The organism is Streptomyces sp. NBC_01471 (assembly GCF_041438865.1).
GTDB lineage: Bacteria > Actinomycetota > Actinomycetes > Streptomycetales > Streptomycetaceae > Streptomyces.
In genome coordinates this window covers 5,393,132-5,416,673 of sequence record NZ_CP109450.1, presented here as the reverse complement: position 1 = coordinate 5,416,673, position 23,542 = coordinate 5,393,132, and the positions used below count along the sequence as shown (strand labels likewise).

Here is a 23,542-nt window from a genome sequence, read left to right as displayed (position 1 = left end):
CGGATACGAGGGCTGCGCTACAACGACTGGTCCTGACGCGGCGGGACCGCCTCCGAGGCCCGGGGGCCGGGGAGGTCCGTCTCACACCGTCGCGGGTGCCCCGTCGGCGGGAAGCCGATGGGTGGCGGTTCCGGCGGCCGTGGGTGGAGCGGCCGGGGCTGCCTCGCGGTCGGGCGAGAGCGGGTCGGTCACCGTGCCGGACTCCTCGTCGAAGAGCCCCTGCGCCAGCCTGGTCACCGCTGCGGGGACCGGCGGCGCGAGGTCGGCCACAACGCGGAGACCGGACAGGACGTCGTCGGGTCGCACAGCAGGTGTCACGTGCCGAACAACCAGCCGCAGTATCGCACAGCGCTCACCTCCCGGCCTATTGACCGGCTCGGCGCCGTCGGCCGGGGTGGCTCCGGCGTCCGCGCCGGGCTCGTGACGGACGGCCTGCAGGCCGGCGACGGCACCGCGGGCGTCGAAGGTCCGTACACCGTTCTTGGTGCGGCGCTGGACCTCGACCGTCCCGGCGGCGACGAAGGCGGCCACCGCCTTCTCCGCCTCCTCGAACTCCACGCCGTCCAGGCGCAGTTCCCATACCGAGGCGGTCAGCCGGTCGGCGAGACCGGAGGTGTGCGCCTCGACCGCGTCGGTGATGTCGAGCCCGTCCGGAAGGGAATCGTCGAGCAGCTTCCGCAGCGTTTCGGGGTCACGCGCCTCGCTGAGGGCGATCTCCAGGAACTCGGCCTCGCTGCCGGTGCCGGTGGGGGCGGCATTGGCGTACGACACCTTCGGGTGCGGCGTGAAGCCCGCCGAGTACGCCATCGGCACCTCGGCTCTGCGCAGCGCCCGCTCGAAGGCGCGCTGGAAGTCACGGTGGCTGGTGAACCGGAGGCGGCCGCGCTTGGTGTAGCGCAGTCGGATGCGCTGCACTGCCGGTGCGGGCGGCGGGCCTTCGGGCTGTCGCTTGCCCAGTGGTTCTTCTCCTCGGTGCGGGGCTGGCGCGGGGGACGCGCCGCCCTACGGCGGGGTTCCCGGGGCACCGGGCCGCCGGTTCACCCCTGCTTGCGCAGGGAGATCTCGGGTTCGGGTGCCACCTCGGGGACAGTCGTTGTACTACCCAGAGTACGCGCTCGGGCCCCTATTGGTTCCCGGGCCTCCACCGGAGCCGGACCGCCGAAGAGCGCGCGCCACACCTCACGCCTGGTGTCCCGCACGGTGGCGCGTGCGGACCGCAGCGCCGCCCGCACGCCGCGCGCCGCATCGGCCACCGCCCTGCCGGCCGGTGCCAGCACGTAGTCGTGACTCCACCGCCAGGCCGCCCGCACCGGCCGGCCCACCAGGTTCCATCCGAGCCACTTCAGCCCGCGCCCGACGGCGCGCGAGATGCGTCCGGCGATCCGCCAGCAGACCCCGACCGCGCCGCCGATCTCCCGCCCGACGACGCCCAGGGCCCGGCCCACGGGCACCAGGACATAGCGCCACAGCACGACGAGCGGGAACGCGAGCGCGATCCCGAGGGGCCTGAGCAGGAAGCGGTACGTCTTCACGGCCAGCCAGCCGAGCACTGCCCCGAGGCCGCGCACGGCCCAGGCGAGCGCATGCCCGAGGGGCGTCAGCACCGCGCCGTACAGCCACACCAGCGGGATCACGAGCCCGTAGCGGACGACCGGCACCACCACGTACCGCCAGAGCGCCACCCACGGCCGGACGAACAGCGCCCGGCCCACCCAGCCGAGCAGGATCCCCGCCCAGCGGCCCAGCGCGCCCATCGGGTGCCCGAGCGGCGTCAGCACCCACCGGTGGACCCAGCGCGCGGCCGGCACCACGACCCAGCGCCACAGCCCGGCCCACGGCCAGACGAACAGCGCCATCGCCAGGGCCCGCACCACACGCCCGAGCGGCGTCAGCACATAGCGGTAGAACTGCCGCCCCACCCAGGACAGCGCGTCCCACACCATCCGCACCGGCAGGACCACGACCAGCACCACGATCCGCACCGGAACGCGGATCGCCGCGGTCAGGCAGCCTTCGGGCTCGGGCCTGCGATCCAGTTCCACTTTTCCCCCATACGACACGGCCCGGTCACACCGTGACCGGGCCGGAAGTCCGCGTACCAGAAGCTACTTGTTGACGACCGTCAGAGGCAGGAGTTTCTTGCCCGTCGGACCGATCTGGATGTCGAGGTCGAGCTGCGGGCACACCCCGCAGTCGAAGCACGGCGTCCAGCGGCAGTCCTCGACCTCGGTCTCGTCGAGCGAGTCCTGCCAGTCCTCCCAGAGCCAGTCCTTGTCGAGACCGGAGTCCAGGTGGTCCCAGGGCAGGACCTCCTCGTACGTACGCTCACGGGTCGTGTACCAGTCGACGTCCACGCCGAAGCCGGGGAGCGTCTCACCGGCGGCCTTCATCCAGCGGTCGTAACTGAAGTACTCGCGCCAGCCGTCGAACCGGCCGCCGCCCTCGTACACCGCGCGGATGACCGAGCCGACCCGGCGGTCGCCGCGCGAGAGCAGGCCCTCGACGATGCCGGGCTTGCCGTCGTGGTAGCGGAAGCCGATCGAGCGGCCGTACTTCTTGTCGCCGCGGATCTTGTCCCGCAGCTTGGTGAGCCGGGCGTCGGTGTCCTCGGCGGAGAGCTGCGGGGCCCACTGGAACGGGGTGTGCGGCTTGGGCACGAAGCCGCCGATGGAGACGGTGCAGCGGATGTCGTTCTGGCCGGAGACCCTGCGCCCCTCGGCGATGACGTTGACCGCCATGTCGCCGATCTGGAGGACGTCCTCGTCGGTCTCGGTGGGCAGGCCGCACATGAAGTACAGCTTCACCTGGCGCCAGCCGTTGCCGTACGCGGTGGAGACCGTGCGGATCAGGTCCTCCTCCGAGACCATCTTGTTGATGACCTTGCGGATGCGCTCGGACCCGCCCTCGGGGGCGAAGGTCAGGCCGGACCTGCGGCCGTTCCTGGTCAGCTCGTTGGCGAGGTCGATGTTGAAGGCGTCCACCCGGGTCGACGGCAGCGAGAGGCCGACCTTGTCCTCGGTGTACCGGTCGGCGAGGCCCTTGGCGATGTCACCGATCTCGCTGTGGTCGGCGGACGACAGCGACAGGAGGCCGACCTCTTCGAAACCGGTCGCCTTGAGGCCCTTCTCCACCATGTCGCCGATGCCGGTGATGCTTCGCTCCCGCACGGGACGCGTGATCATGCCGGCCTGGCAGAAACGGCAGCCGCGGGTGCAGCCGCGGAAGATCTCGACGGACATCCGCTCGTGGACGGTCTCGGCGAGCGGGACGAGCGGCTGCTTGGGGTAGGGCCACTCGTCGAGGTCCATGACCGTGTGCTTGGAGACCCGCCACGGCACGCCCGACCTGTTGGGGACGACACGGCCGATCCGCCCGTCGGGCAGGTACTCGACGTCGTAGAAGCGCGGCACGTAGACGCCGCCGGTCTTCGAGAGCCGGAAGAGCACCTCGTCGCGCCCGCCGGGACGGCCCTCGGCCTTCCAGGCGCGGACGATCTCGGTGATCTCCAGGACCGCCTGCTCGCCGTCGCCGATGACCGCGCAGTCGATGAATTCGGCGATCGGCTCGGGGTTGAACGCCGCGTGGCCGCCCGCGAGCACGATCGGGTCGTCGAGGGTCCGGTCCTTGGCCTCCAGCGGGATGCCCGCGAGATCCAGGGCGGTGAGCATGTTGGTGTAGCCGAGCTCGGTGGAGAAAGAGAGCCCGAAGACGTCGAAGGCCTTCACCGGGCGGTGCGCGTCGACCGTGAACTGCGGCACCTTGTGCTCGCGCATCAGCTCTTCGAGGTCCGGCCAGACGCTGTACGTGCGCTCGGCGAGCACGCCCTCGCGCTCGTTCAGCACCTCGTACAGGATCATGACGCCCTGGTTGGGCAGTCCGACCTCGTACGCGTCCGGGTACATCAGCGCCCAGCGGACGTCGCATTCATCCCACGGTTTGACGGTGGAGTTCAGCTCTCCGCCCACGTACTGGATGGGCTTCTGGACATGCGGGAGAAGCGCTTCCAGTCGCGGGAAGACCGACTCGACCGACTCGACAGGCATGGTGGTGTCTCTCATGAGCGGGCAGGGATGACCATCCAGCGTACCCCGGCGGCCGACCACCCCCGTCCGCCCGGAAATCCGGCTCTGCGCTCCCGGGGCCGGCGCGGCGGACGCGCCGGCACGGCAGAGCGCCCGTGCCCCGGGTTTCCCCCGGAACACGGGCGCTCGTCCGCTCTGCCGCCCGGTCAGGCCGACATGGGCCGCTGCACACGGATCGACTGGAGCAGGCCGATCGCGACCCACACGGCGAACATCGAGGATCCTCCGTACGAGACGAACGGCAGCGGAAGTCCCGCCACCGGCATGATGCCGAGGGTCATCCCGATGTTCTCGAACGCCTGGAAGGCGAACCAGGCGATGATCCCGGCCGCGACGATCGTGCCGTACAGCTCGGTCGTCTCCCGGGCGATCCGGCAGGCGCGCCAGAGCACGACGCCGAGCAGGACCAGGATCAGTCCGGCGCCCACGAAGCCGAGTTCCTCGCCGGCGACGGTGAAGACGAAGTCGGTCTGCTGCTCGGGGACGAACTGTCCGGTGGTCTGCGAGCCGTGGAAGAGGCCCGTTCCGTGCAGGCCGCCCGAACCGATCGCGATCCGCGCCTGGTTGGTGTTGTAGCCGACGCCCGCCGGGTCGAGCGCGGGGTTGGCGAAGGCGGCGAAGCGCGCGATCTGGTACTCGTCGAGCAGCCCGGCCTTCCAGACCCCGATGGCGCCGACCACTCCGGTGCCGATGAGTCCGACCACCCAGCGGTTGGAGGCGCCGGAGGCCAGCAGGACTCCGAGGACGATCATCGCGATCACCATGACCGAGCCGAGGTCCGGCATCAGCATGATGATGAGGATCGGGACGGCGGCCACCCCGAGCGCCTTGGCGACCGTGCGGTGGTCGGGATGGTCCTGGTCACCCGCGTCCACCCGGGAGGCGAGGATCATCGCCATCCCCAGAATGATCGTGATCTTGGTGAACTCGGACGGCTGGAGGGAGAATCCGCCGCCGATGACGATCCAGGCGTGCGCACCGTTCACGGTCTGCCCGAGCGGTGAGAGGACCGCGAGGATCATCAGCACGGAGAGGCCGAACAGGATCGGGACCGCGCCGCGCAGGGTCCGGTGGCCGAGCCAGATGGTGCCGACCATGAGGGCGACACCGATGCCGGTGTTCATGGCGTGCCGCAGCAGGAAGTAGTACGGGTCGCCATGGGTCAGGGAGTTGCGGCCGCGGGTGGCGGAGTACACCAGCAGCATGCCGATGAACGACAGCACGAGCGAGGCCATCAGCAGCGGCCAGTCCAGCCTGCGCACCAGCGAGTCGCGGGCGGTCAGCTTGGACCAGGTGGTCTGCTCGGGGGCGTACCGCGCTACGGAGAAACCGCCCATGTCCTAGTCCCTCCTGCCCGGTCCGGCCGCGATCTGCTGTCCGCCCGACGACGAGGGAGAGGGGGCCGGCGGCGACGGGTCGGGCTGGGGCGGGCTGATCTTGGGCGAGATGATCGCACCGTCCTTGTTGATCTTCGGCAGGGCCGTCTGCGGCTTCGGCAGGAGCGCCTTCTTGAGGTTCTGCTTGCCGTTCTTGTCGAGGCCGTACATCGCCTCGTAGATCTTGCGGACCGCGGGCCCCGCGGCGCCGGAGCCGGTACCACCCTGGGAGATCGTCATCACGATCGCGTAGTCCTTGGTGTACGTGGACAGCCACCCGGTGGTCTGCTTGCCGGCGACCTCCGCGGTGCCGGTCTTGGCGTGCAGGGCGATCTTGTCCTGCGGCCAGCCGCCGAACTGCCAGGCCGCCGTACCGCTGGTGACCACGCCTTCCAGCGCCTTGTTGATGTACGAGACGGTCGACTTGCTGTCGGGGAGCCGGCCGACGCGCTTCGGCTTGATCGGCTGCACCGTCTTGCCGTCGGCGCTGACGACCGCCTTGCCCACGCTCGGCTGGTACATCGTGCCGCCGTTGGCGAGGGCCGAGTAGATCATCGCCTCCTGGACCGGGGTGAGGAGCGTGTCGCCCTGGCCGATCGCGTAGTTGACGGAGTCACCGGCGCGGACCTGCTTGCCGTCGGTGCAGTTCTCGTACTCGATCTGCTCGACGTAGGTGCCGTTCTTCTTGCCCTGCTTGCACCAGAGGTCCTTGTTGGCCTCCCAGTAGGCCTTCTTCCACTCGCGGTCCGGGACCCGGCCGGCCAGCTCGTTGGGCAGGTCGATACCGGTCTTCTTGCCGAGCCCGAACTCGTGGGCGGTCTTGAAGAACCAGTCCTTCGGGTGCTTGGGGTTGTTGCCGCCGTCCTTCTTCCACTGGTCGTAGGCCACGTGGTAGAAGACCGTGTCGCAGGAGACCTCAAGGGCTTTGCCCAGGCTGATGTCGCCGTAGTTCTCGCCCTCGAAGTTCTTGAACTCGCGGTTGCCGATGGTCATCGAGGACGTGCAGGGGTAGCCGCCGTCGGGGGCGTACCCGGCGTTGATGGCGGCGCTGGTGGAGATGACCTTGAAGGTCGAGCCGGGCGCCGACTGCCCCTGGATGGCACGGTTCAGCAGGGGGTAGTTCGAGGAGGCCTTGGTGAGCTTGCCGTAGTTCTTGGCCGAGATGCCGCCGCCCCAGACATTGGGGTCGTAGGTCGGGGCACTGGCCATCGCGATGACCTGCCCGGTGTGCACGTCCATCACCACGGCCGCACCCGAGTCGGCCTTGTAGTTGCTGTGGGTCACCGAGTCATAGGTCTTGCGGAGCGCCTTCATGGTCGCGTCCAGCTCCTTCTCGGTCAGCGCCTGGACCCGGGAGTCGATGCTGGTGACCAGGGAACTGCCGGGCTGCGACGCCGTCTGGCCGGCCTTGCCGATGACCCGGCCGAGGTTGTCCACCTCGTAGCGGGTGACGCCGGACTTGCCGCGCAGCTGCTGGTCGTAGGTGGATTCCAGACCGGCCCGGCCGACCTGGTCCGAGCGGAGCAGCGGGTTGTTCGTCTTGTTCGACTTGGCGACTTCCTGGTCGGTGACCGGGCCGAGGTAACCGAGCACCTGGGCCGCGTTGAGCCCTCCGGCGCCGGGGTAGCTGCGGACGGCGGTGGGCCCGGCGGTGATGCCGGGGAAGTCCTCGGTGCGCTCGCGGATCTGGAGCGCCTGCTGGGTGGTGGCGTCCTCGGTGACGGGGATCGGCTGGTAGGGCGAGCCGTTCCAGCAGGGCTTCGGCGTCTTGGCGTCGCAGAGCCTGACCTTCGCGATGACGTCCGCCGGCTTCATCCCGAGCACCCCGGCCAGCCGGGTGAGGACGGCTTTGCCGTTGTCACTCGTCCTCATCAGGTCGGTGCGGTCGGCGGACACGACGAGCTTGGTCTCGTTGTCGGCGATCGGCACCCCGCGCGCGTCGAAGATCGAGCCGCGCACGGCGGGCTGGACGACCTGCTGGACGTGGTTGTTCTTGGCCTCCGCGCTGTACTCCTGGCCGTTGCGGATCTGGAGGTACCAGAGCCGGCCGCCGAGGGTGAGGAGGAGGGAGAAGACGAGGATCTGGATGACGACGAGCCGGATCCGGACCCGCGAGGTCCGTCCGGTCTCGGGAATATTGCTCACAGCCGTGCCCCACTGATTGTCCGGCCGGGATCCGACGGCCGTGCCCCCGCGTGTCGCAGTCTCACAGCCTCTTGACCCCCTTGATGCGTCCGGCCTTCGCCGCGCGTGACCTGGCCGCCTTCATGCGCAGACCGCCGCGCTGGCTGCCGATCTTCAGTCCGGTGCCCGTCGCCAGCCAGCCGGTGGCGACGTCACTCGTCACACCACCGCTGTCGCGGCCCTCCGCGAGCGGGTCGTTCTCGGCGCGTCTCGCCAGCGCCATGATGAACGGGACGGTGAACGGTGCGAGCAGCAGGTCGTAGATCGCGGCGCTGAACAGCAGCCCGATCAGGCCCACATGGCGGGCGGCGGTGTCACCGACGAGAGAGCCCACCCCGGCGTAGAGCAGCGTGGAGCCGATCGCGGCGGCGACCACCACGAGCATCGGTCCGGTGACGGACCTGATGCGGCCGTTGTCGGGCTTGGCGAACCCGGCCGCGTACCCGATCACGCACAGCACCAGCGCGTACCGTCCGGCGGCGTGGTCGGCGGGCGGGGCCAGGTCGGCCAGCAGACCGGCACCGAACCCGATGAAGGCGCCCCCCACATGGCCGTACACCAGGGCGAGGCCCACCACGGTGAGCAGCAGCAGGTCCGGCACGGCGCCGGGGAGTTGGAGTCGGGCGAGCACGCTCACCTGGATCACCAGGGCGACCACCACCAGCGTGGCCGAGAGCAGCATCCGGTTGAGACGCATACGGATCAGCTCCTACTGCTGGGGGGCGTTGGGGTCGGTGTTGGGATCGGTGTTGGCGCCGGGCGTGGCGGTGACCGTGACGGTGGGCGCGGGCTTCGGCTTGGCGGGCTTGGCCGGCAGGACCGTGTCGCGCGGGTTGCTGCGCGGCGGCTCGACGACGACACCGACCAGGTCGAGCTTGGTGAAGCTGACGTACGGGTGGACGTAGACCGTACGGGTGAGGTCGCCGCCGGACGGGTCGACGCGGACGACCTTGCCGACGGGTACGCCGGGTACGAAGGGCTTGTCGTTGCTGGAGCCGAAGGTGACCAGCCGGTCGCCCTTCTTGACCTCCGCCTTGCCGTTCAGGAACTGGACGGAGAGCGGGCGGTCACCGCGGCCGGTGGCGAAGCCGACCTCGTCGGTCTTCTCCATCCGGGTGCCGACGGTGAAGTCGGGGTCGTTGGCGAGCAGCACGGTCGCGGTGTTGGGGCCGACGGTGGTGACCCGGCCGACGAGTCCGTCCCCGTTGAGCACGGTCATGTCGCGCTTGATGCCGTCGTTGGTCCCGGCGTCGATGGTGATCGTCCAGGAGAACCCCTGGGCCGCTCCTATGGCGATGACCTGGGCGCCCTTGATCCCGTACTGGCCCGCGCCCGCGGTCTTGAGCATGCTGTCGAGCTGGCGGACGCGGCTGCGGTTGCGGTCGCTGCTGCCGAGCTGCTGCTTCAGTGCGGCGTTCTCACGCTCCAGCGCGCTGATGCGGCTGTGCCGGTCGCCGGAGTCCCGTACCGCACCGATGGCGTTGCCGACCGGGTTCACGGCGGACGCGACACCGTTCTCGACCGGTCCGAACACGGTGGCGGCGGCGTGCCGGGCGCCGTCCACCGGAGACGCCTCACCGCCCCGGATGTCCACCGTGATCAGCGCGAACGCGATGGCGATCAGCAGCACCAGGAGCAGCCGGCTCTCTCGTGTGTCCCTCACGTGCGGAGGCCGTGCCTTCCTCGTCGGAATTCATATGCGTTTGTGGAGTTCTGCGTGTGCGGAGGCCGACAGGAAATGCAGTCGAACTCTTTACCTTCAACGATCCGCCGTACGGGGCGGACATGCCCCGTACGGCTCAAGGACCGGGTCCGTCACCGGCGGGGCTGGGCGTCCAGTACCTGCTGGAGCGCCTCGAACTCCTCGACGCACTTGCCCGATCCGAGGGCGACGGAGTCCAGCGGGTCCTCGGCGATGTGGATGGGCATGCCGGTCTCGTGGCGCAGCCGCTCGTCCAGACCGCGGAGCAGTGCCCCACCACCGGTGAGGACGATGCCGCGGTCCATGACGTCGCCGGAGAGCTCGGGCGGGCACTTGTCGAGCGTCGTCTTGACCGCGTCGACAATGGCGTTGACCGGCTCCTCGATGGCCTTGCGGACCTCGGCGGCGGAGATCACGACGGTCTTGGGCAGCCCGGACACGAGGTCACGGCCGCGGATCTCGGTGTGCTCGTCCTTCTCCAGGTCGAACGCGGAGCCGATGGTGATCTTGATCTGCTCGGCGGTGCGCTCGCCCAGGAGGAGGGAGTACTCCTTCTTGATGTGCTGGATGATCGCGTTGTCCAGCTCGTCGCCCGCGACCCGGATCGACTGTGCCGTGACGATTCCGCCGAGCGAGATCACCGCGACCTCGGTGGTGCCGCCGCCGATGTCGACCACCATGTTGCCGGTGGCCTCGTGGACGGGCAGGCCCGAGCCGATCGCGGCCGCCATGGGCTCTTCGATGATGTGCACCTGGCGGGCGCCCGCCTGGGTGGACGCCTCGATGACGGCGCGGCGCTCGACCCCTGTGATGCCCGAGGGGACGCAGACGACGACGCGCGGCCGGGCCAGGTAGCGGCGCTTGTGGATCTTCAGGATGAAGTAGCGGAGCATCCGCTCGGTGATTTCGAAGTCGGCGATCACGCCGTCCTTCAGCGGCCGTACGGCAACGATGTTGCCCGGCGTACGGCCGATCATCTTCTTGGCCTCGGCGCCTACGGCGAGGATCCCGCCGGTGTTGGTGTTGATGGCGACGACGGAGGGTTCGTTGAGGACGATTCCTCGACCCCTGACGTACACCAGCGTGTTGGCAGTCCCGAGGTCGATAGCCATGTCACGGCCGATGAACGACATTGAGTTCCCCTTGTTCCCCATGAGGATGCGTCGGGCCTTCCCAAGTGGAGCGATTGGCTTTTTTGGTAGGCGAAGTGAGCGCTGTTGGGTGTGAAGGCTTCCATCGTAGTGCCGCCTGCACGGACACCGCGCGAGGGTCCTCCGCCATGTGGGCGGAAGTTGTGGCCGCCTCAGTCATGGTGACGTCATGTCGGTGCGATGCGTTCCCGAAATCGCCCGGCATATGCCGAAGGGCGACCGAATTAATTCGGTCGCCCGAGGCTGTGAGCGCTATTCGGCTGACATGACGTCAGGATACGCCCGGGAAAAAAATCTTCAATTCTCGCTCCGCGGACTCCTCCGAGTCCGAGGCGTGGATGAGATTCTCCCGGACGATGGTGCCGAAATCGCCACGAATGGAGCCGGGCGCTGCTGCAATCGGGTCAGTCGGACCCGCCAGGGCGCGTACGCCCTCGATGACCCGCTCGCCCTCGACGACCAGCGCGACGACCGGACCCGAGGCCATGAACTCCACCAGCGGCTCGTAGAAGGGCTTGCCCTTGTGCTCGCCGTAGTGCTGCTCCAGCGTGTCCTGGTCGAGCGTCCGCAGCTCCATCGCGGAGATGCTCCAGTTCGCCTTGCGCTCGATGCGGCCGACGACCTCGCCGACCAGGCGGCGGCGTACGGTGTCGGGCTTGAGCAGAACGAGCGTGCGCTGGCTCACTGTACGGACTCCTTCAGTACGGGCGGTACGGGATACGCGATATGGATCACAGGCCCTCAGGCTACAGGGCGTGTCGCGCGCCTATTACGCAGCGTCAGGCTCTGCGGATGCCTGTTCCGCCCAGCGGGCCTTCGCCGCGTCGATGATCCGCCCGTAATGGACCGAGGCCCACCACAGTCCCGCGAAGGCCACCCCGAGGATGAACATCACCGGTACGAAGAAACCACTGGCGATCAGCGCGATCTGGAGCGCCCAGCCGATCTGGACGGCACCCGGACGGCTCAGCATTCCGCAGAGCAGCACCGAGAGCAGCATGCCGATACCGCACACCGTCCAGACGGTGGTCTCCGACAGATCGCCCTTCATCGCGACCAGGCCGGCGAAACCGATCACGAAGAACTCGCCGATCAGGGTGGACGCGCAGAGTGTGCGCATGGGTCAGCGCCTTCCCAGGAGCAGCCGGGCCTCGCCGACCGTGATCACGGAACCGGTGACGAGGACGCCCGCCCCGGCGTATTCGTCCTCCTCCTCGGCGAGCGTGATCGCCGCCTCCAGAGCGTCGTCGAGGCGGGGCTCGACGACCACGCGTTCGTCGCCGAAGACCTCGACGGCGATCGTGGCCAGTTCGTCCGCGCTCATCGCCCGGGGCGTTGAGTTCTGGGTGACCACGACCTCCGCGAAGATCGGCTCGAACGCTTCGAGCAGCCCGCGGACGTCCTTGTCGCCGCTCGCCCCGACCACCCCGATCAGCCGCGAGAAGCTGAACGCCTCGGTGACACCCGCGGCGGCCGCCAGCGCGCCCCCCGGGTTGTGCGCCGCGTCCAGGACGACCGTCGGGGAGCTCCGTACGACTTCGAGACGGCCCGGTGAGACGACCGAGGCGAAGGCCTTGCGGACCACGTCGATGTCGAGCCGCTGGGTCTGCTCCGCGCCGACCCCGAAGAACGCCTCGACCGCGGCCAGGGCCACCGCCGCGTTGTGTGCCTGGTGGGCGCCGTACAGCGGGAGGAAGACGTCCTCGTAGTCACCACCGAGGCCGCGCAGTGTCAGCAGCTGGCCGCCGACGGCGATCTCCCTGCTGCCGACGCCGAACTCCATGCCCTCGCGGGCGACCGTGGCGTCCATCCCGACGGCCTTCTTCAGCATCACCTGGGCGGCGTCGACCGGCTGCTGCGCCAGGATGACCGTCGCGCCCTGCTTGATGATCCCGGACTTCTCGCCGGCGATCTCGGCGGGCGTGGAGCCGAGGCGGTCCGTGTGGTCCAGCGAGATCGGGGTGACGACGGCGACGGGGGCCTCGATGACGTTCGTCGCGTCCCAGCTCCCGCCCATTCCGACCTCGACGACGGCGACGTCCACCGGCGCGTCGGCGAAGGCCGCGTAGGCCATCCCGGTGAGTACCTCGAAGAACGAGAGCCGGTGCTCCTGCTGTCCGTCGACCATGCCGACGAACGGCTTGATCTCCTCGTACGTCTCGATGAACCGCTCGGCCTCGATCGGCTCACCGTTGAGGCTGATGCGCTCGGTGATCGACTGGACGTGCGGCGAGGTGTAGCGCCCGGTGCGCAGTTCCAGCGCGCCGAGCAGCGCCTCGACCATGCGCGCCGTCGATGTCTTGCCGTTGGTGCCGGTGATGTGGATCGAGGGGTACGCGCGGTGCGGGTCGCCCAGGACGTCGAGCAGCGCCTCGATCCGTACGAGGGAGGGGTCGAGCCTGGTCTCGGGCCAGCGGCCGACGAGCTCCTGCTCCACCGCGCGCAGCGCCCTGTCCACCTCCGGGTCGGCGGGCCTGGCCGGCACCGCGTCGCCCGGCGGAGGTCCGCCGTGGGTGCGCAGGGTGCGGCTGCCTGCCTCGATCACCGCCTGATCGGGGGACGACGGCGTGTCCCCCGCGGATGCCGCATCGTCGGCTGGGGGAAGGTCGGTCGCTGCGTCGACGATTTCGTCGAAAGGGTCGGACTCGCTCACGGGACCAGTCTACGGAGGTCCCGGTGCGCCCGGACCTCCCCCGTCCCGTGCGGGCCCGGACCCCCGGTTCGGAGCACTCCGGCGCGCGGAACAATCCCTTTCCGGGCCAGACTTACCAAATATGGACATAGGTATTGATCTCGGTACGGCGAACACGCTCCTCTACGTCCGCGGCAAGGGCATCGTGCTCAATGAGCCCTCCGTGGTGGCGGTGCGCGACGGAGGCCGCGGGGCCCCGGCCATCGGTGACGAGGCCCGCGAGAGCCTCGGGCGCACCCCCGACTCGGTCACCGCGGTCCGCCCGATGCGGGAGGGCGTGATCGGCGACTACGAGGCCGCCAGGGAGATGATCAGGTACTTCGTGCGCAAGGCCCTCAAAGGCAGGCGGACGCGGACCCGGATGGTGATCTGCATGCCGACCGGCGTGACCCCGGTGGAGCTGCGGGCGATCGTGCAGGCCGCGCAGGAGGCGGGCGGGCGTACCGTCCATCTGCTGGACGAGTCGATGGCGGCGGCGATGGGCGCGGGGCTGCCGGTGGACGAGCCGCGCGGTTCGATGGTCGTCGACATCGGCGGCGGTACGACCGAGGTCGCCGTGATCTCCATGGGCGGGATCGTCACCTCGCGGTCGCTGCGGCTCGCGGGCGACCGGATGAACGCGGCGATCACCGAGCACATCTGCCAGGAGCGCAGCCTGCTGATCGGGGAGCGGACCGCCGAGGAGGTCAAGCTGGAGATCGGTTCGGCGGGGCCGGTCCCGGACGACCAGGCGCTGGAGAGCCGTACCTGCACGGTGCGCGGGCGCGAGAAGATCAACGGGGTGCCGACCGCACTCATCCTCACCGCCGCCGAGGTCCGCGCCGCGATGCACGAGCCGATCGAGGCGATCGTCGCCACGGTGCAGGCGACCCTCGCGGAGAGCCCGCCGGAGCTGGCCGCCGACGTGATGAAGCACGGGATCGTTCTGACGGGTGGCGGCTCGCTGCTTCCCGGTCTGGATCTGCGGATCGCGGAGGCCACCGGTATCGGCGTGACCGTGGCCGCAACGCCGCTGGAGTGTGTGGCGCTGGGGACGGGCAAGTGCGTCGAGGAGTTCGACTCGGCGACCAGCAAGGTGCTGACACCCGCCACCTGAAGCCCGCCACCTGAAGGCCTGCATCTGGGCGTACGACGAAGACCCCCGGCGGAACCGGGGGTCTTCGTCGTACGCGTGCGGCTGGGCTACGCCTGCGGCAGCCCGTCGAGCTGGGCCTGGATCCGCTCCATGTCCGTCTCTGCCTTGGCGAGGCGCGTACGGATCTTGTCGACCACGTTGTCCGGCGCCTTGGCCAGGAACGCCTCGTTGCCGAGCTTCCCCAGCGCCTGCGCCTTCTCCTTCTCGGCCGCGCCGAGGTCCTTGGTCAGCCGCTTGCGCTCGGCCGCGACATCGATCGTCCCCGACAGGTCGAGCGCCACCTTGGCACCGGCGACCGGCAGCGAGGCGGTGGCCTGGAAGCCCTCCCCCGCGGGCTGGAGCCGCAGCACCTGGCGGATGGAAGCCTCGTGCGGCGCCAGGGCCGTGCCGTCCAGATCGAGCTGGGCCGGGACCTTCTGGCCCGGCTGGAGCCCCTGGTCCGAACGGAAGCGGCGGACCTCGGTGATGACCTGCTGGACCAGCGTGATCTCCTGCTCGGCCGCGCTGTCCCGGAAGCCCGAGTCCTTCGGCCAGTCGGCCACGACGACCGACTCCTTGCCGGTGAGCGTGGTCCACAGCGTCTCGGTGACGAACGGGACGATCGGGTGGAGCAGCCGCAGCATCACGTCGAGGACCTCACCGAGGACCCGCGCCGAGACACGCGCGGGTTCGCCGCCCGCGAAGAACGTCGTCTTCGACAGCTCGACGTACCAGTCGAAGACCTCGTCCCACGCGAAGTGGTAGAGGGCGTCGGCGAGTTTGGCGAACTGGTAGTCGTCGTAGTACGCGTCCGCCTCGGCGACGACCGCGTTCAGCCGGGACAGGATCCACCGGTCGTTGGCCGACTGCTTCTCGGCGGGCGGCAGTTCGCCCTCGACATTGGCGCCGTTCATCAGCGCGAAGCGGGTGGCGTTCCAGATCTTGTTGGCGAAGTTGCGGGACGCCTTGACCCAGTCCTCGCCGATCGGCACGTCCGCACCGGGGTTGGCCCCGTTGGCGAGGGTGAAGCGGACGGCGTCGGAGCCGTACTCGTCCATCCAGTCCAGCGGGTCGACCACGTTGCCGAATGACTTGGACATCTTCTTGCCGTTCTCGTCACGGACGAGACCGGTCAGCGAGATGGTCTTGAACGGGGCCTGGCCGTCCATCGCGTAGAGACCGAACATCATCATCCGGGCCACCCAGAAGAAGATGATGTCGTGGCCGGTGACCAGGACGTCGGTCGAGTAGAACTTCTCCAGGTCCGGAGTCCGCTGCGGCCAGCCGAGCGTGGAGAACGGCCACAGGCCGGAGGAGAACCAGGTGTCGAGGACGTCCTCGTCCTGGTGCCACCCCTCACCGCTGGGCGGCTCCTCGTCCGGTCCGACGCAGACGACCTCGCCGGCCGGGCCGTACCAGACGGGGATCCGGTGGCCCCACCACAACTGCCGCGAGATGCACCAGTCGTTGAGGTTGTCGACCCAGTCGAAGTAGCGCTTCTCCATCTCCTTCGGGTGGATCGTGACCCGGCCGTCCCGGACCGCGTCGCCCGCTTCCTTGGCGAGCGTCTCGACCTTGACCCACCACTGGAGCGAGAGCCGGGGCTCGACGGTCGTCTTGCAGCGCGAGCAGTGGCCGACGGAGTGGGTGTACGGACGCTTCTCCGCGACGACACGGCCCTGCTCCCGCATGGCCTCGACGATCGTGGAGCGCGCCTCGAACCGGTCGAGCCCGTGGAACGGGCCGGGCACGGTGATGACACCGCGCTCGTCCATGATCGTCATGGACTCCAGGCCGTGCCGCTGGCCGATGGCGAAGTCGTTCGGGTCATGGGCGGGCGTCACCTTGACGGCGCCGGTGCCGAACTCGGGGTCGACGTGCGCGTCGGCGACGACCGGGATGGTCCGGTCGGTCAGCGGCAGCTTGATCCGCTTGCCGATGAGGTGCGCGTACCGGGCGTCGTCGGGGTGGACGGCGATGGCGGTGTCACCGAGCATCGTCTCGACCCGGGTGGTCGCGACGACCAGGGTCTCGTCGCCCTCGCCGTACTTCAGCGAGACCAGCTCGCCGTCGTCGTCCTGGTAGTCGACCTCGATGTCGGAGATCGCGGTGAGACAGCGCGGACACCAGTTGATGATGCGCTCGGCGCGGTAGATCAGCTCGTCGTCGTAGAGCTTCTTGAAGATCGTCTGAACGGCCTGGGACAGTCCCTCGTCCATGGTGAACCGCTCACGGGACCAGTCGACCCCGTCCCCGAGGCGGCGCATCTGCCCGAGGATCTTGCCGCCGTACTGCTCCTTCCACTCCCAGACCCGCGCGGTGAACTCCTCGCGCCCCAGGTCCTGGCGGGACTTGCCCTCCTCGGCGAGCTGCTGCTCGACCTTGTTCTGGGTGGCGATGCCCGCGTGGTCCATACCGGGCAGCCACAGGGCCTCGTACCCCTGCATGCGCTTACGGCGGGTGAGGGCGTCCATCAGCGTGTGCTGGAAGGCGTGGCCCAGGTGCAGGGCGCCCGTGACGTTCGGCGGCGGGATGACGATGGTGAAAGGAGGCTTCTCGCTCTTGGCGTCGGCCTCGAAGTAACCGCGCTCCACCCAGCGCTCGTACAGCTTCCCCTCTACCTCGGCCGGCGCGTACTGGGTCGGCAGTTCGGTGGTGGGCGCTGGAGTCTGCGATGAGTTCTCGGTCACGGGTTCAGTTTAAGGGCGTCACGGTCCCGCACTGAAACGGGAATCTTTGGTGAGACTGTGGCCCCCGTCTCCCCGGTGTACCAGGGCGTCCGTCAGGATGTTCGCACCAGGTAGGTATCCAGTAGGGGGAACCCAGTCCATGAGCCACAACCAGCCGGGACCGTACGGACAGCAGCCGCCGCAGCCGGGACCGTACGGACAGCAGCCGCCACAGCAGCCCGGACCGTACGGACAGCCGCCGCAGCCCCAGCAGCAGCCCGGCAACCCGTACGGCCAGCCGGCCGGCCCGCCGCAGCCCGGCTACGGCTACCCGCAGCAGCCGCCGCAGGGCGTCCCGCCGCAGCCGGGGTACGGCTACCCGCAGCAGCAGCCGGGCCAGCCGAACCCGTACGGCCAGCCGCCCCAGCAGCCGCCGTACGGACAGCAGCCCGCGTACGGCCAGGTGCCGCCGCCCCCGCAGGCGCCGAAGAAGAAGACGGGTCTGATCGTCGGTGCGGTGATCGTGGCCGTCGCGGTGATCGGCGGCGGGATCTTCCTGCTGACGAAGGGCGGCGACAGCGGTTCGCTCGCCGACGACGGGCCGCACATGCTGACGACACCGGCCAAGGTGCTCGGGAACTACAAGCGCAACGGCGCGAACCGGCCGGCGCAGGACACGTCGTCCGCCGCCGCCAAGGGACTGGCCAACAGCGGCATCACCCAGGCCAAGTCGGTCGGCGCCGTCTACTCCACAGTCGACTTCAGCGACCCGGCCAACCCGCCGAACCCGCTGGCACTCGCCGGAGCACACTCCATCAGCTTCGAGGGCCTGTACGGCAAGGTGAAGGACCCGGCAGCGACCGTGGACGCGGGCTTCGCCGCCTTCAAGAAGAACAACAAGGACAGCAAGGTCACGTGGGTCGGCGATCCCCAGTCGGTCAGCCCCGACAACCTCGACGGTGCTGTGATGAAGTGCCAGCAGGGGCAGGGCCCGAACCCCGCCACCAAGAAGACGAACACCCAGTACTTCTGCATGTGGGCCGACTACAGCACGCTCGGCATCGGCGTCCCGACCCAGGGAGCGGGCGACGGTCTCAGCCTTGACGAATCGGCCAAGGCGACCGCCGGTCTGCGCAAGGCCGTCCGCGTGCCCGTCAAGTAGCGGGGAGCCCGGACAGCACAGGGGCGCCCGGTCGGTGAACCGACCGGGCGCCCCTGTGTCGTGTGGATGTGCCCCGCCCGCTACGCGGACTTCTCGTGCCGCCCGTCGTTGCCGACGATCCGCGGCTCGCGCGGCACCAGCGTCGGGTTCACGTTGTCCCGGACGACGTCCGCCGTGATGACGACCCGGGCGACGTCCTTGCGGGACGGCACCTCGTACATCACCGACTGGAGGACCTCCTCCATGATGGCGCGCAGGCCGCGCGCCCCGGTGCCGCGCAGGATCGCCTGGTCGGCGATGGCCTCCAGCGAGGGACGGTCGAAGTCCAGCTCCACACCGTCGAGTTCGAAGAGGCGCTGATACTGCTTCACCAGCGCGTTGCGCGGCTCGACCAGGATCTGCAGCAGCGCTTCGCGGTCCAGGTTGTGCACCGAGGTCAGGACGGGAAGGCGGCCGATGAACTCGGGGATCATCCCGAACTTCACCAGGTCCTCCGGCATGACCTCCTGGAACTGGTCGCTCGCCTCGATCTCCCGCTTGGAGCGGATGGTCGCGCCGAAGCCGATGCCCTTCGCTCCCGCCCGGGACTCGATGATCCGCTCCAGACCGGAGAACGCGCCGCCCACGATGAACAGCACGTTCGTGGTGTCGATCTGGATGAACTCCTGGTGCGGGTGCTTGCGCCCACCCTGCGGGGGCACCGAGGCGGTGGTGCCCTCAAGGATCTTCAGGAGGGCCTGCTGGACGCCCTCGCCGGAGACATCACGCGTGATCGACGGGTTCTCGCTCTTGCGGGCGACCTTGTCGATCTCGTCGATGTAGATGATGCCGGTCTCGGCCTTCTTGACGTCGTAGTCGGCGGCCTGGATCAGCTTGAGCAGGATGTTCTCGACGTCCTCACCGACATAGCCGGCCTCCGTCAGCGCCGTCGCGTCCGCGATGGCGAACGGGACGTTGAGCATCCGGGCCAGTGTCTGGGCGAGCAGCGTCTTGCCGGAGCCGGTGGGGCCCAGCAGCAGGATGTTGGACTTGGCGAGTTCGATTGCGTCCTCGCGGCTGGCGCCGCCGCCGTTCTCACCGGCCTGGACGCGCTTGTAGTGGTTGTAGACCGCTACCGAGAGGGCCTTCTTCGCGGGCTCCTGCCCGACGACGTACCCCTCGAGGAACTCATAGATCTCGCGCGGTTTGGGCAGTTCCTCCCACCGCACCTCGGAGGTCTCCGCGAGCTCTTCCTCAATGATCTCGTTGCAGAGATCAATGCACTCGTCGCAGATGTACACCCCGGGGCCTGCGATGAGCTTCTTCACCTGCTTCTGGCTCTTCCCGCAGAACGAGCACTTGAGCAGGTCGCCGCCATCACCGATGCGTGCCACGAGGTGCTTCCCCTTCGCCTGGGAGGCGCCACGTTCAGCGTCTCCTGGTGCCTCATATTCGACGGTACCTTGCCGGGCCCCTCGTTCGGGCCCCCCTTGGCACGGTTCACTTTGACGTGCACCGTGCCAGGGGACGGAAGGTAAATCAAACGGCCATCAGGTGGTCATCATTCCCACGGAGCCCTTGCGGGTCGAAACGATCTGGTCGACCAGCCCGTAGGCCAGCGCGTCCTCGGCCGTGAGGATCTTGTCGCGCTCGATGTCGTCGCGGATCTTCTCGACCGGCGTCGTGGAGTGCTTGGCCAGCAGGTCTTCCAACTGGGTCCGCATACGCAGGATTTCGTTGGCCGCGATCTCCAGGTCGGAGAGCTGCTCACGGCCGGTCTGCGACGACGGCTGGTGGATCAGCACACGGGCGTTCGGCAGTGCCATGCGCTTGCCGGGGGTGCCGGCCGCCAGCAGGACCGCGGCCGCGGAGGCCGCCTGGCCCATGCAGACCGTCTGGATGTCCGGCTTCACGAACTGCATCGTGTCGTAGATCGCGGTGAGCGCGGTGAACGAGCCACCGGGGCTGTTGATGTAGATGGAGATGTCCCGGTCCGGGTCCATCGACTCCAGGCAGAGCAGCTGCGCCATGACGTCGTTGGCGGAGGCGTCGTCGATCTGCACACCGAGGAAGATCACGCGCTCCTCGAAGAGCTTCGCGTACGGGTCGTACTCGCGCACGCCCTGCGAGGTGCGCTCGACGAAGCGCGGAACGATGTAGCGGTTGTCGACCTGCGGGCCGGTGTAGAGGCCGCTGGCGGAGGCGGAGTAGTCGTTCATGCTGGTGTTCACCATCCTGGTGGCGTTCAAGTGGTCGGTCGGGTTCGGAGGCAGGGATGCGGAGCGTCAGGCCCCGGTGCCGCCGCCGCCCGGAACGCCCGAGGCGGAGGAGATGATCTCGTCGATGAGGCCGTACTCCTTGGCCTCCTCCGCCGTGTACCAGCGGTCGCGGTCACCGTCGCGGATGATCGCGTCGACGGTCTGGCCGGAGTGCCGGGCGGTGATCTCCGCCATGCGCTTCTTCGTACGGAGCAGCTGCTGGGCCTGGATCTTGATGTCCGATGCGGTGCCGCCGAGACCGGCCGAGCCCTGGTGCATCAGGATGTCGGTGTTGGGGAGCGCGAAGCGCTTGCCCGCGGTGCCGCCGGTCAGCAGGAACTGGCCCATCGAGGCCGCGAGGCCCATACCGATGGTGACCACGTCGTTCGGGATGTACTGCATGGTGTCGTAGACCGCCATGCCTGCCGTCACCGAGCCGCCGGGGCTGTTGATGTAAAGGAAGATGTCCTTTTCCGGGTCGGCGGCAAGGAGGAGCAGCTGCGCGGTGATCTTGTTGGCGATCTCGTCGTCGACCTGCTGGCCGAGGAAGATGATCCGCTCACCGAGCAGTCGGTTGTAGACCTGGTCGCCGAGGCCGCCACCGATGTTGGGCTCGCCGGCGGCGTAGGGCATCAGATTCGTCACGTATCCACCTGCTCGTCTCTGACGGCTCCGGCCGTCTCAGCGTCTTCGTACAGCAGGAGTCCGGGGGTGGTTGCCTACTCCCGAGCTCTCCTCTTCATGGACCCTAACGCGCAGGTGGGACAACGCCATCCCGCTTCCCGAACTGTTCGCTGGGAGCGCAAGGTAGGCCCGGCGCGTGCGTACGACGAAGGGTCCGGACGTGCAGCACGCCCGGACCCTTCGATCGAGATCAGAACCGGCCGGGTCGGAGAACGGCCCGGTCGAGACCGGTGGAGGCTCAGGCCTCCGGCTTGGCCTCGGTCTCGTCCGCGGACGCCTCGGCGGTCTCGGCGACCGCCGTGTCCTCGGCGCCTTCGGCAGCCTCGTCCTCGTCGTCGCTCAGGTCGACGACCTCACCGTTGGTGTCCTTGACCTTGACGGCCTCGACGACGACCGCGAGGGCCTTTCCGCGGGCCACCTCGCCGACGAGCATCGGAACCTGGCCACCCTCGACGACCGCCTGGGCGAACTGGTCGGGGCTCATGCCGGAGGACTGCGCACGCCGCATGAGGTGCTCGGTGAGCTCCTCCTGGTTGACGTTCAGCTTCTCCTTGTTGACCAGCTCGTCGAGAATGAACTGGGTCTTGATGCCCTTCTCGGCCTGCTCCTTGGTCTCGGCCGTGAACTCTTCCTCGGTCTTGCCCTGGATCTCCAGGTACTTGGCGAGGTCGAGACCCATCTGGCCGAGCTGGTGGTGCTCCAGGTTGTGCTTGCGGGTGTTGATCTCGTCCTCGAGGAGCTTCTCGGGGATCGGGACCTCCGCCAGCCTCAGCAGCTCGTCGAGGACGCGCTCCTGGGCCTGGGTGGCCTGCTCGTACTGCTTGGTGCTCTCGAGGCGCTTGCGGCTGTCGGCCTTGAGCTCGTCCAGCGTGTCGAACTCGCTCGCCAGCTGGGCGAAGTCGTCGTCCAGGCCGGGAAGTTCACGAGCGGCGACCGCGGTGACCTTGACGGTGACCTCGGCGGGCTTGCCCTCGGCGGAGCCGCCCTTGAGCTCGGAGGTGAAGGTGGCCTCGCCACCGGCCTCCAGGCCGGTCACGGCCTCGTCGATGCCGTCGAGCAGCTCACCGGAGCCGATGGTGTACGAGACACCCTCGGCCACGCCGTCCTCCAGGACCTCGCCGTCGACCTTGGCCTCCAGGTCGATGGTGACGACGTCACCCTCGGCGGCGGCGCGCTCGACGGGGTTGGTGGACGCGAAGCGGCCACGCAGCTCTTCGACGGCCTTGTCGACGTCCTCGTCGCTGACGTCGACCGCGTCGACCTCGACCTCGATGCCGGAGTAGTCCGGGATCTCGATCTCGGGCCGGACGTCGACCTCGGCGGTGAAGGAGAGCAGCTCGCCGTCCTTGAGCTCCGTGATGTCGACCTCGGGCTGGCCGAGGACATTCAGCTCACCCTCGTTGACGGCCTCGGTGTAGAACTTCGGGAGGGCGTCGTTGACGGCCTCCTCCAGCACCGCACCGCGGCCGAAGCGCTGGTCGATCACGCGGTTCGGGATCTTGCCCTTACGGAAGCCCTTCACCGTGACCTGCTCGTTGATCTTCTTGTACGCCGCGTCGAGGCTGTCCTTGAGCTCCTCGAAGGGCACCTCAATGCTGAGCCGAACCCGGGTCGGGTTCAGGGTCTCCACGGCGCTCTTCACGGTTTCGGTCTCCTTGGGGGCTGACTTCAGAATCTCTGCCCGGTTGAGAGACACGCGGGCACACAGCTTGCATAGTAACGGCAAGCAGGAGGAGACCCACAATGCGATCTTGCTGCTGGTCGGGGTGGCCGGATTCGAACCGACGACCTTCCGCTCCCAAAGCGGACGCGCTACCAAGCTGCGCCACACCCCGTCGGTGCGAGACGTAGGGTACATGCCCGCCCGCCGCGCCGTGGACGCGTTTACGGGGTTCCGGGTGGCGCGGGACTGGTGTGCGCGGACCGGGTCCGACCCGCTACGATGCTTCTCGTGCCGCGGTCGCTCCGACCGGCGGTGCCTGCGGGCGTAGCTCAATGGTAGAGCCCTAGTCTTCCAAACTAGCTACGCGGGTTCGATTCCCGTCGCCCGCTCCGAACAGCGAGAAGGCCCGGCCGGTGACTCAATTCACCGGCCGGGCCTTCCGCTGTCTCCGCCGCCGTTCCCCGCGGCCCGGCACCGCTCGCCACCGCCGCTCGCCGGTGCCGACGGGGACCCCGGCCGGCACCGGCACGGCGGGCGCTAGAACTTGATCTGATTGATCGTGTCGGCTATCGAGTCGAGGAACCTGCTGATCGACGGAGCCATGCCCGTCGATGCCAGGAAGAAGCCGAAGAGTATGGCGACGATCGCCGGACCGGCCTTGATGGATCCACCGCGGATCAACACCACAAGGACGATCGCCAACAGCAGCACCACTGACAGTGAAATGGCCACAACTGATCACAACCCTTGGTCGGTCCGCCTTGCCGGCCGGGAACGATGCCGCTCCAGCACTTCTTCCGCGGGTCCATGGTGCCACCAACAGGCC

Annotated in this window: 19 protein-coding genes and 2 tRNA genes; 3 read left to right on the top strand and 18 right to left on the bottom strand. The window is 68.7% G+C overall.

From position 1 onward, the window contains the following. Window positions 1-81 precede the first annotated feature (81 nt). The 11 genes from OG285_RS24240 to OG285_RS24190 all read right to left on the bottom strand — a co-directional run bounded on the left by OG285_RS24240 (window position 82) and on the right by OG285_RS24190 (window position 13,121). Window positions 82-915, bottom strand: coding sequence for a TIGR03936 family radical SAM-associated protein (locus OG285_RS24240; RefSeq protein WP_371792185.1), 834 nt, complete (start codon window positions 913-915; stop codon window positions 82-84). Between the two features lie 122 nt (window positions 916-1,037). After that, window positions 1,038-2,042: a hypothetical protein gene (locus OG285_RS24235; protein WP_371792184.1), complete on the bottom strand. Its 1,005-nt coding sequence runs from the start codon at window positions 2,040-2,042 to the stop codon at window positions 1,038-1,040. A 63-nt stretch (window positions 2,043-2,105) separates the two neighbouring features. Next, window positions 2,106-4,043: a TIGR03960 family B12-binding radical SAM protein gene (locus OG285_RS24230; protein WP_371793601.1), complete on the bottom strand. Its 1,938-nt coding sequence runs from the start codon at window positions 4,041-4,043 to the stop codon at window positions 2,106-2,108. Between the two features lie 185 nt (window positions 4,044-4,228). Beyond that, on the bottom strand, window positions 4,229-5,419 hold the full coding sequence (gene rodA / locus OG285_RS24225; RefSeq protein ID WP_356825802.1) for a rod shape-determining protein RodA: 1,191 nt from the start codon (window positions 5,417-5,419) through the stop codon (window positions 4,229-4,231). A 3-nt stretch (window positions 5,420-5,422) separates the two neighbouring features. Beyond that, complete coding sequence (mrdA, locus tag OG285_RS24220) at window positions 5,423-7,603, bottom strand: penicillin-binding protein 2 (RefSeq protein ID WP_371792183.1); 2,181 nt, start codon at window positions 7,601-7,603, stop codon at window positions 5,423-5,425. Window positions 7,604-7,664: 61 nt separating this feature from the next. Then, window positions 7,665-8,339, bottom strand: coding sequence for a rod shape-determining protein MreD (mreD, locus tag OG285_RS24215; protein WP_371792182.1), 675 nt, complete (start codon window positions 8,337-8,339; stop codon window positions 7,665-7,667). 12 nt (window positions 8,340-8,351) lie between these two features. Continuing rightward, window positions 8,352-9,305 carry a rod shape-determining protein MreC gene (mreC, locus tag OG285_RS24210; RefSeq protein WP_371792181.1) on the bottom strand — a complete coding sequence of 318 codons (954 nt, stop codon included), beginning with the start codon at window positions 9,303-9,305 and terminating at the stop codon, window positions 8,352-8,354. Window positions 9,306-9,457: 152 nt separating this feature from the next. Beyond that, window positions 9,458-10,477: a rod shape-determining protein gene (locus OG285_RS24205; RefSeq protein ID WP_164261203.1), complete on the bottom strand. Its 1,020-nt coding sequence runs from the start codon at window positions 10,475-10,477 to the stop codon at window positions 9,458-9,460. A gap of 289 nt (window positions 10,478-10,766) precedes the next feature. Beyond that, complete coding sequence (gene ndk / locus OG285_RS24200; protein ID WP_356825810.1) at window positions 10,767-11,180, bottom strand: nucleoside-diphosphate kinase; 414 nt, start codon at window positions 11,178-11,180, stop codon at window positions 10,767-10,769. An 84-nt stretch (window positions 11,181-11,264) separates the two neighbouring features. Next, complete coding sequence (locus tag OG285_RS24195) at window positions 11,265-11,615, bottom strand: DUF4233 domain-containing protein (RefSeq protein WP_356825812.1); 351 nt, start codon at window positions 11,613-11,615, stop codon at window positions 11,265-11,267. Between the two features lie 3 nt (window positions 11,616-11,618). Continuing rightward, on the bottom strand, window positions 11,619-13,121 hold the full coding sequence (locus OG285_RS24190; protein ID WP_371793600.1) for a folylpolyglutamate synthase/dihydrofolate synthase family protein: 1,503 nt from the start codon (window positions 13,119-13,121) through the stop codon (window positions 11,619-11,621). A 148-nt stretch (window positions 13,122-13,269) separates the two neighbouring features. Here OG285_RS24190 and OG285_RS24185 point away from each other — a divergent pair, with 148 nt between their 5' ends. Continuing rightward, window positions 13,270-14,283 carry a rod shape-determining protein gene (locus OG285_RS24185; protein WP_356825816.1) on the top strand — a complete coding sequence of 338 codons (1,014 nt, stop codon included), beginning with the start codon at window positions 13,270-13,272 and terminating at the stop codon, window positions 14,281-14,283. Window positions 14,284-14,369: 86 nt separating this feature from the next. Here OG285_RS24185 and OG285_RS24180 read toward each other — a convergent pair whose 3' ends face one another. Further along, complete coding sequence (locus tag OG285_RS24180) at window positions 14,370-16,991, bottom strand: valine--tRNA ligase (protein WP_356825818.1); 2,622 nt, start codon at window positions 16,989-16,991, stop codon at window positions 14,370-14,372. Between the two features lie 139 nt (window positions 16,992-17,130). On the opposite strand from OG285_RS24180, the gene OG285_RS24175 reads away from it, so the two are divergent. Further along, window positions 17,131-18,132 carry a hypothetical protein gene (locus OG285_RS24175; protein WP_371792180.1) on the top strand — a complete coding sequence of 334 codons (1,002 nt, stop codon included), beginning with the start codon at window positions 17,131-17,133 and terminating at the stop codon, window positions 18,130-18,132. Window positions 18,133-18,212: 80 nt separating this feature from the next. Here OG285_RS24175 and clpX read toward each other — a convergent pair whose 3' ends face one another. The 5 genes from clpX to OG285_RS24150 all read right to left on the bottom strand — a co-directional run bounded on the left by clpX (window position 18,213) and on the right by OG285_RS24150 (window position 22,888). Next, window positions 18,213-19,505 carry an ATP-dependent Clp protease ATP-binding subunit ClpX gene (clpX, locus tag OG285_RS24170; protein WP_356825822.1) on the bottom strand — a complete coding sequence of 431 codons (1,293 nt, stop codon included), beginning with the start codon at window positions 19,503-19,505 and terminating at the stop codon, window positions 18,213-18,215. A 156-nt stretch (window positions 19,506-19,661) separates the two neighbouring features. Beyond that, window positions 19,662-20,345, bottom strand: coding sequence for an ATP-dependent Clp protease proteolytic subunit (locus OG285_RS24165; RefSeq protein ID WP_164261167.1), 684 nt, complete (start codon window positions 20,343-20,345; stop codon window positions 19,662-19,664). 51 nt (window positions 20,346-20,396) lie between these two features. Further along, window positions 20,397-21,014, bottom strand: a complete 618-nt coding sequence (locus OG285_RS24160; protein WP_356825824.1) for an ATP-dependent Clp protease proteolytic subunit — start codon at window positions 21,012-21,014, stop codon at window positions 20,397-20,399. Window positions 21,015-21,291: 277 nt separating this feature from the next. Next, window positions 21,292-22,695: a trigger factor gene (tig, locus tag OG285_RS24155; protein ID WP_371792179.1), complete on the bottom strand. Its 1,404-nt coding sequence runs from the start codon at window positions 22,693-22,695 to the stop codon at window positions 21,292-21,294. 116 nt (window positions 22,696-22,811) lie between these two features. Next, a tRNA-Pro gene (locus OG285_RS24150) sits at window positions 22,812-22,888 on the bottom strand. A 146-nt stretch (window positions 22,889-23,034) separates the two neighbouring features. Here OG285_RS24150 and OG285_RS24145 point away from each other — a divergent pair. Further along, window positions 23,035-23,105 (top strand) — tRNA-Gly (locus OG285_RS24145). A gap of 148 nt (window positions 23,106-23,253) precedes the next feature. Here OG285_RS24145 and OG285_RS24140 read toward each other — a convergent pair. Further along, entirely contained in the window at window positions 23,254-23,448 is a 195-nt protein-coding gene (locus tag OG285_RS24140; protein ID WP_356825828.1) for a hypothetical protein, read from the bottom strand. Between the last annotated feature and the right edge of the window lie 94 nt (window positions 23,449-23,542).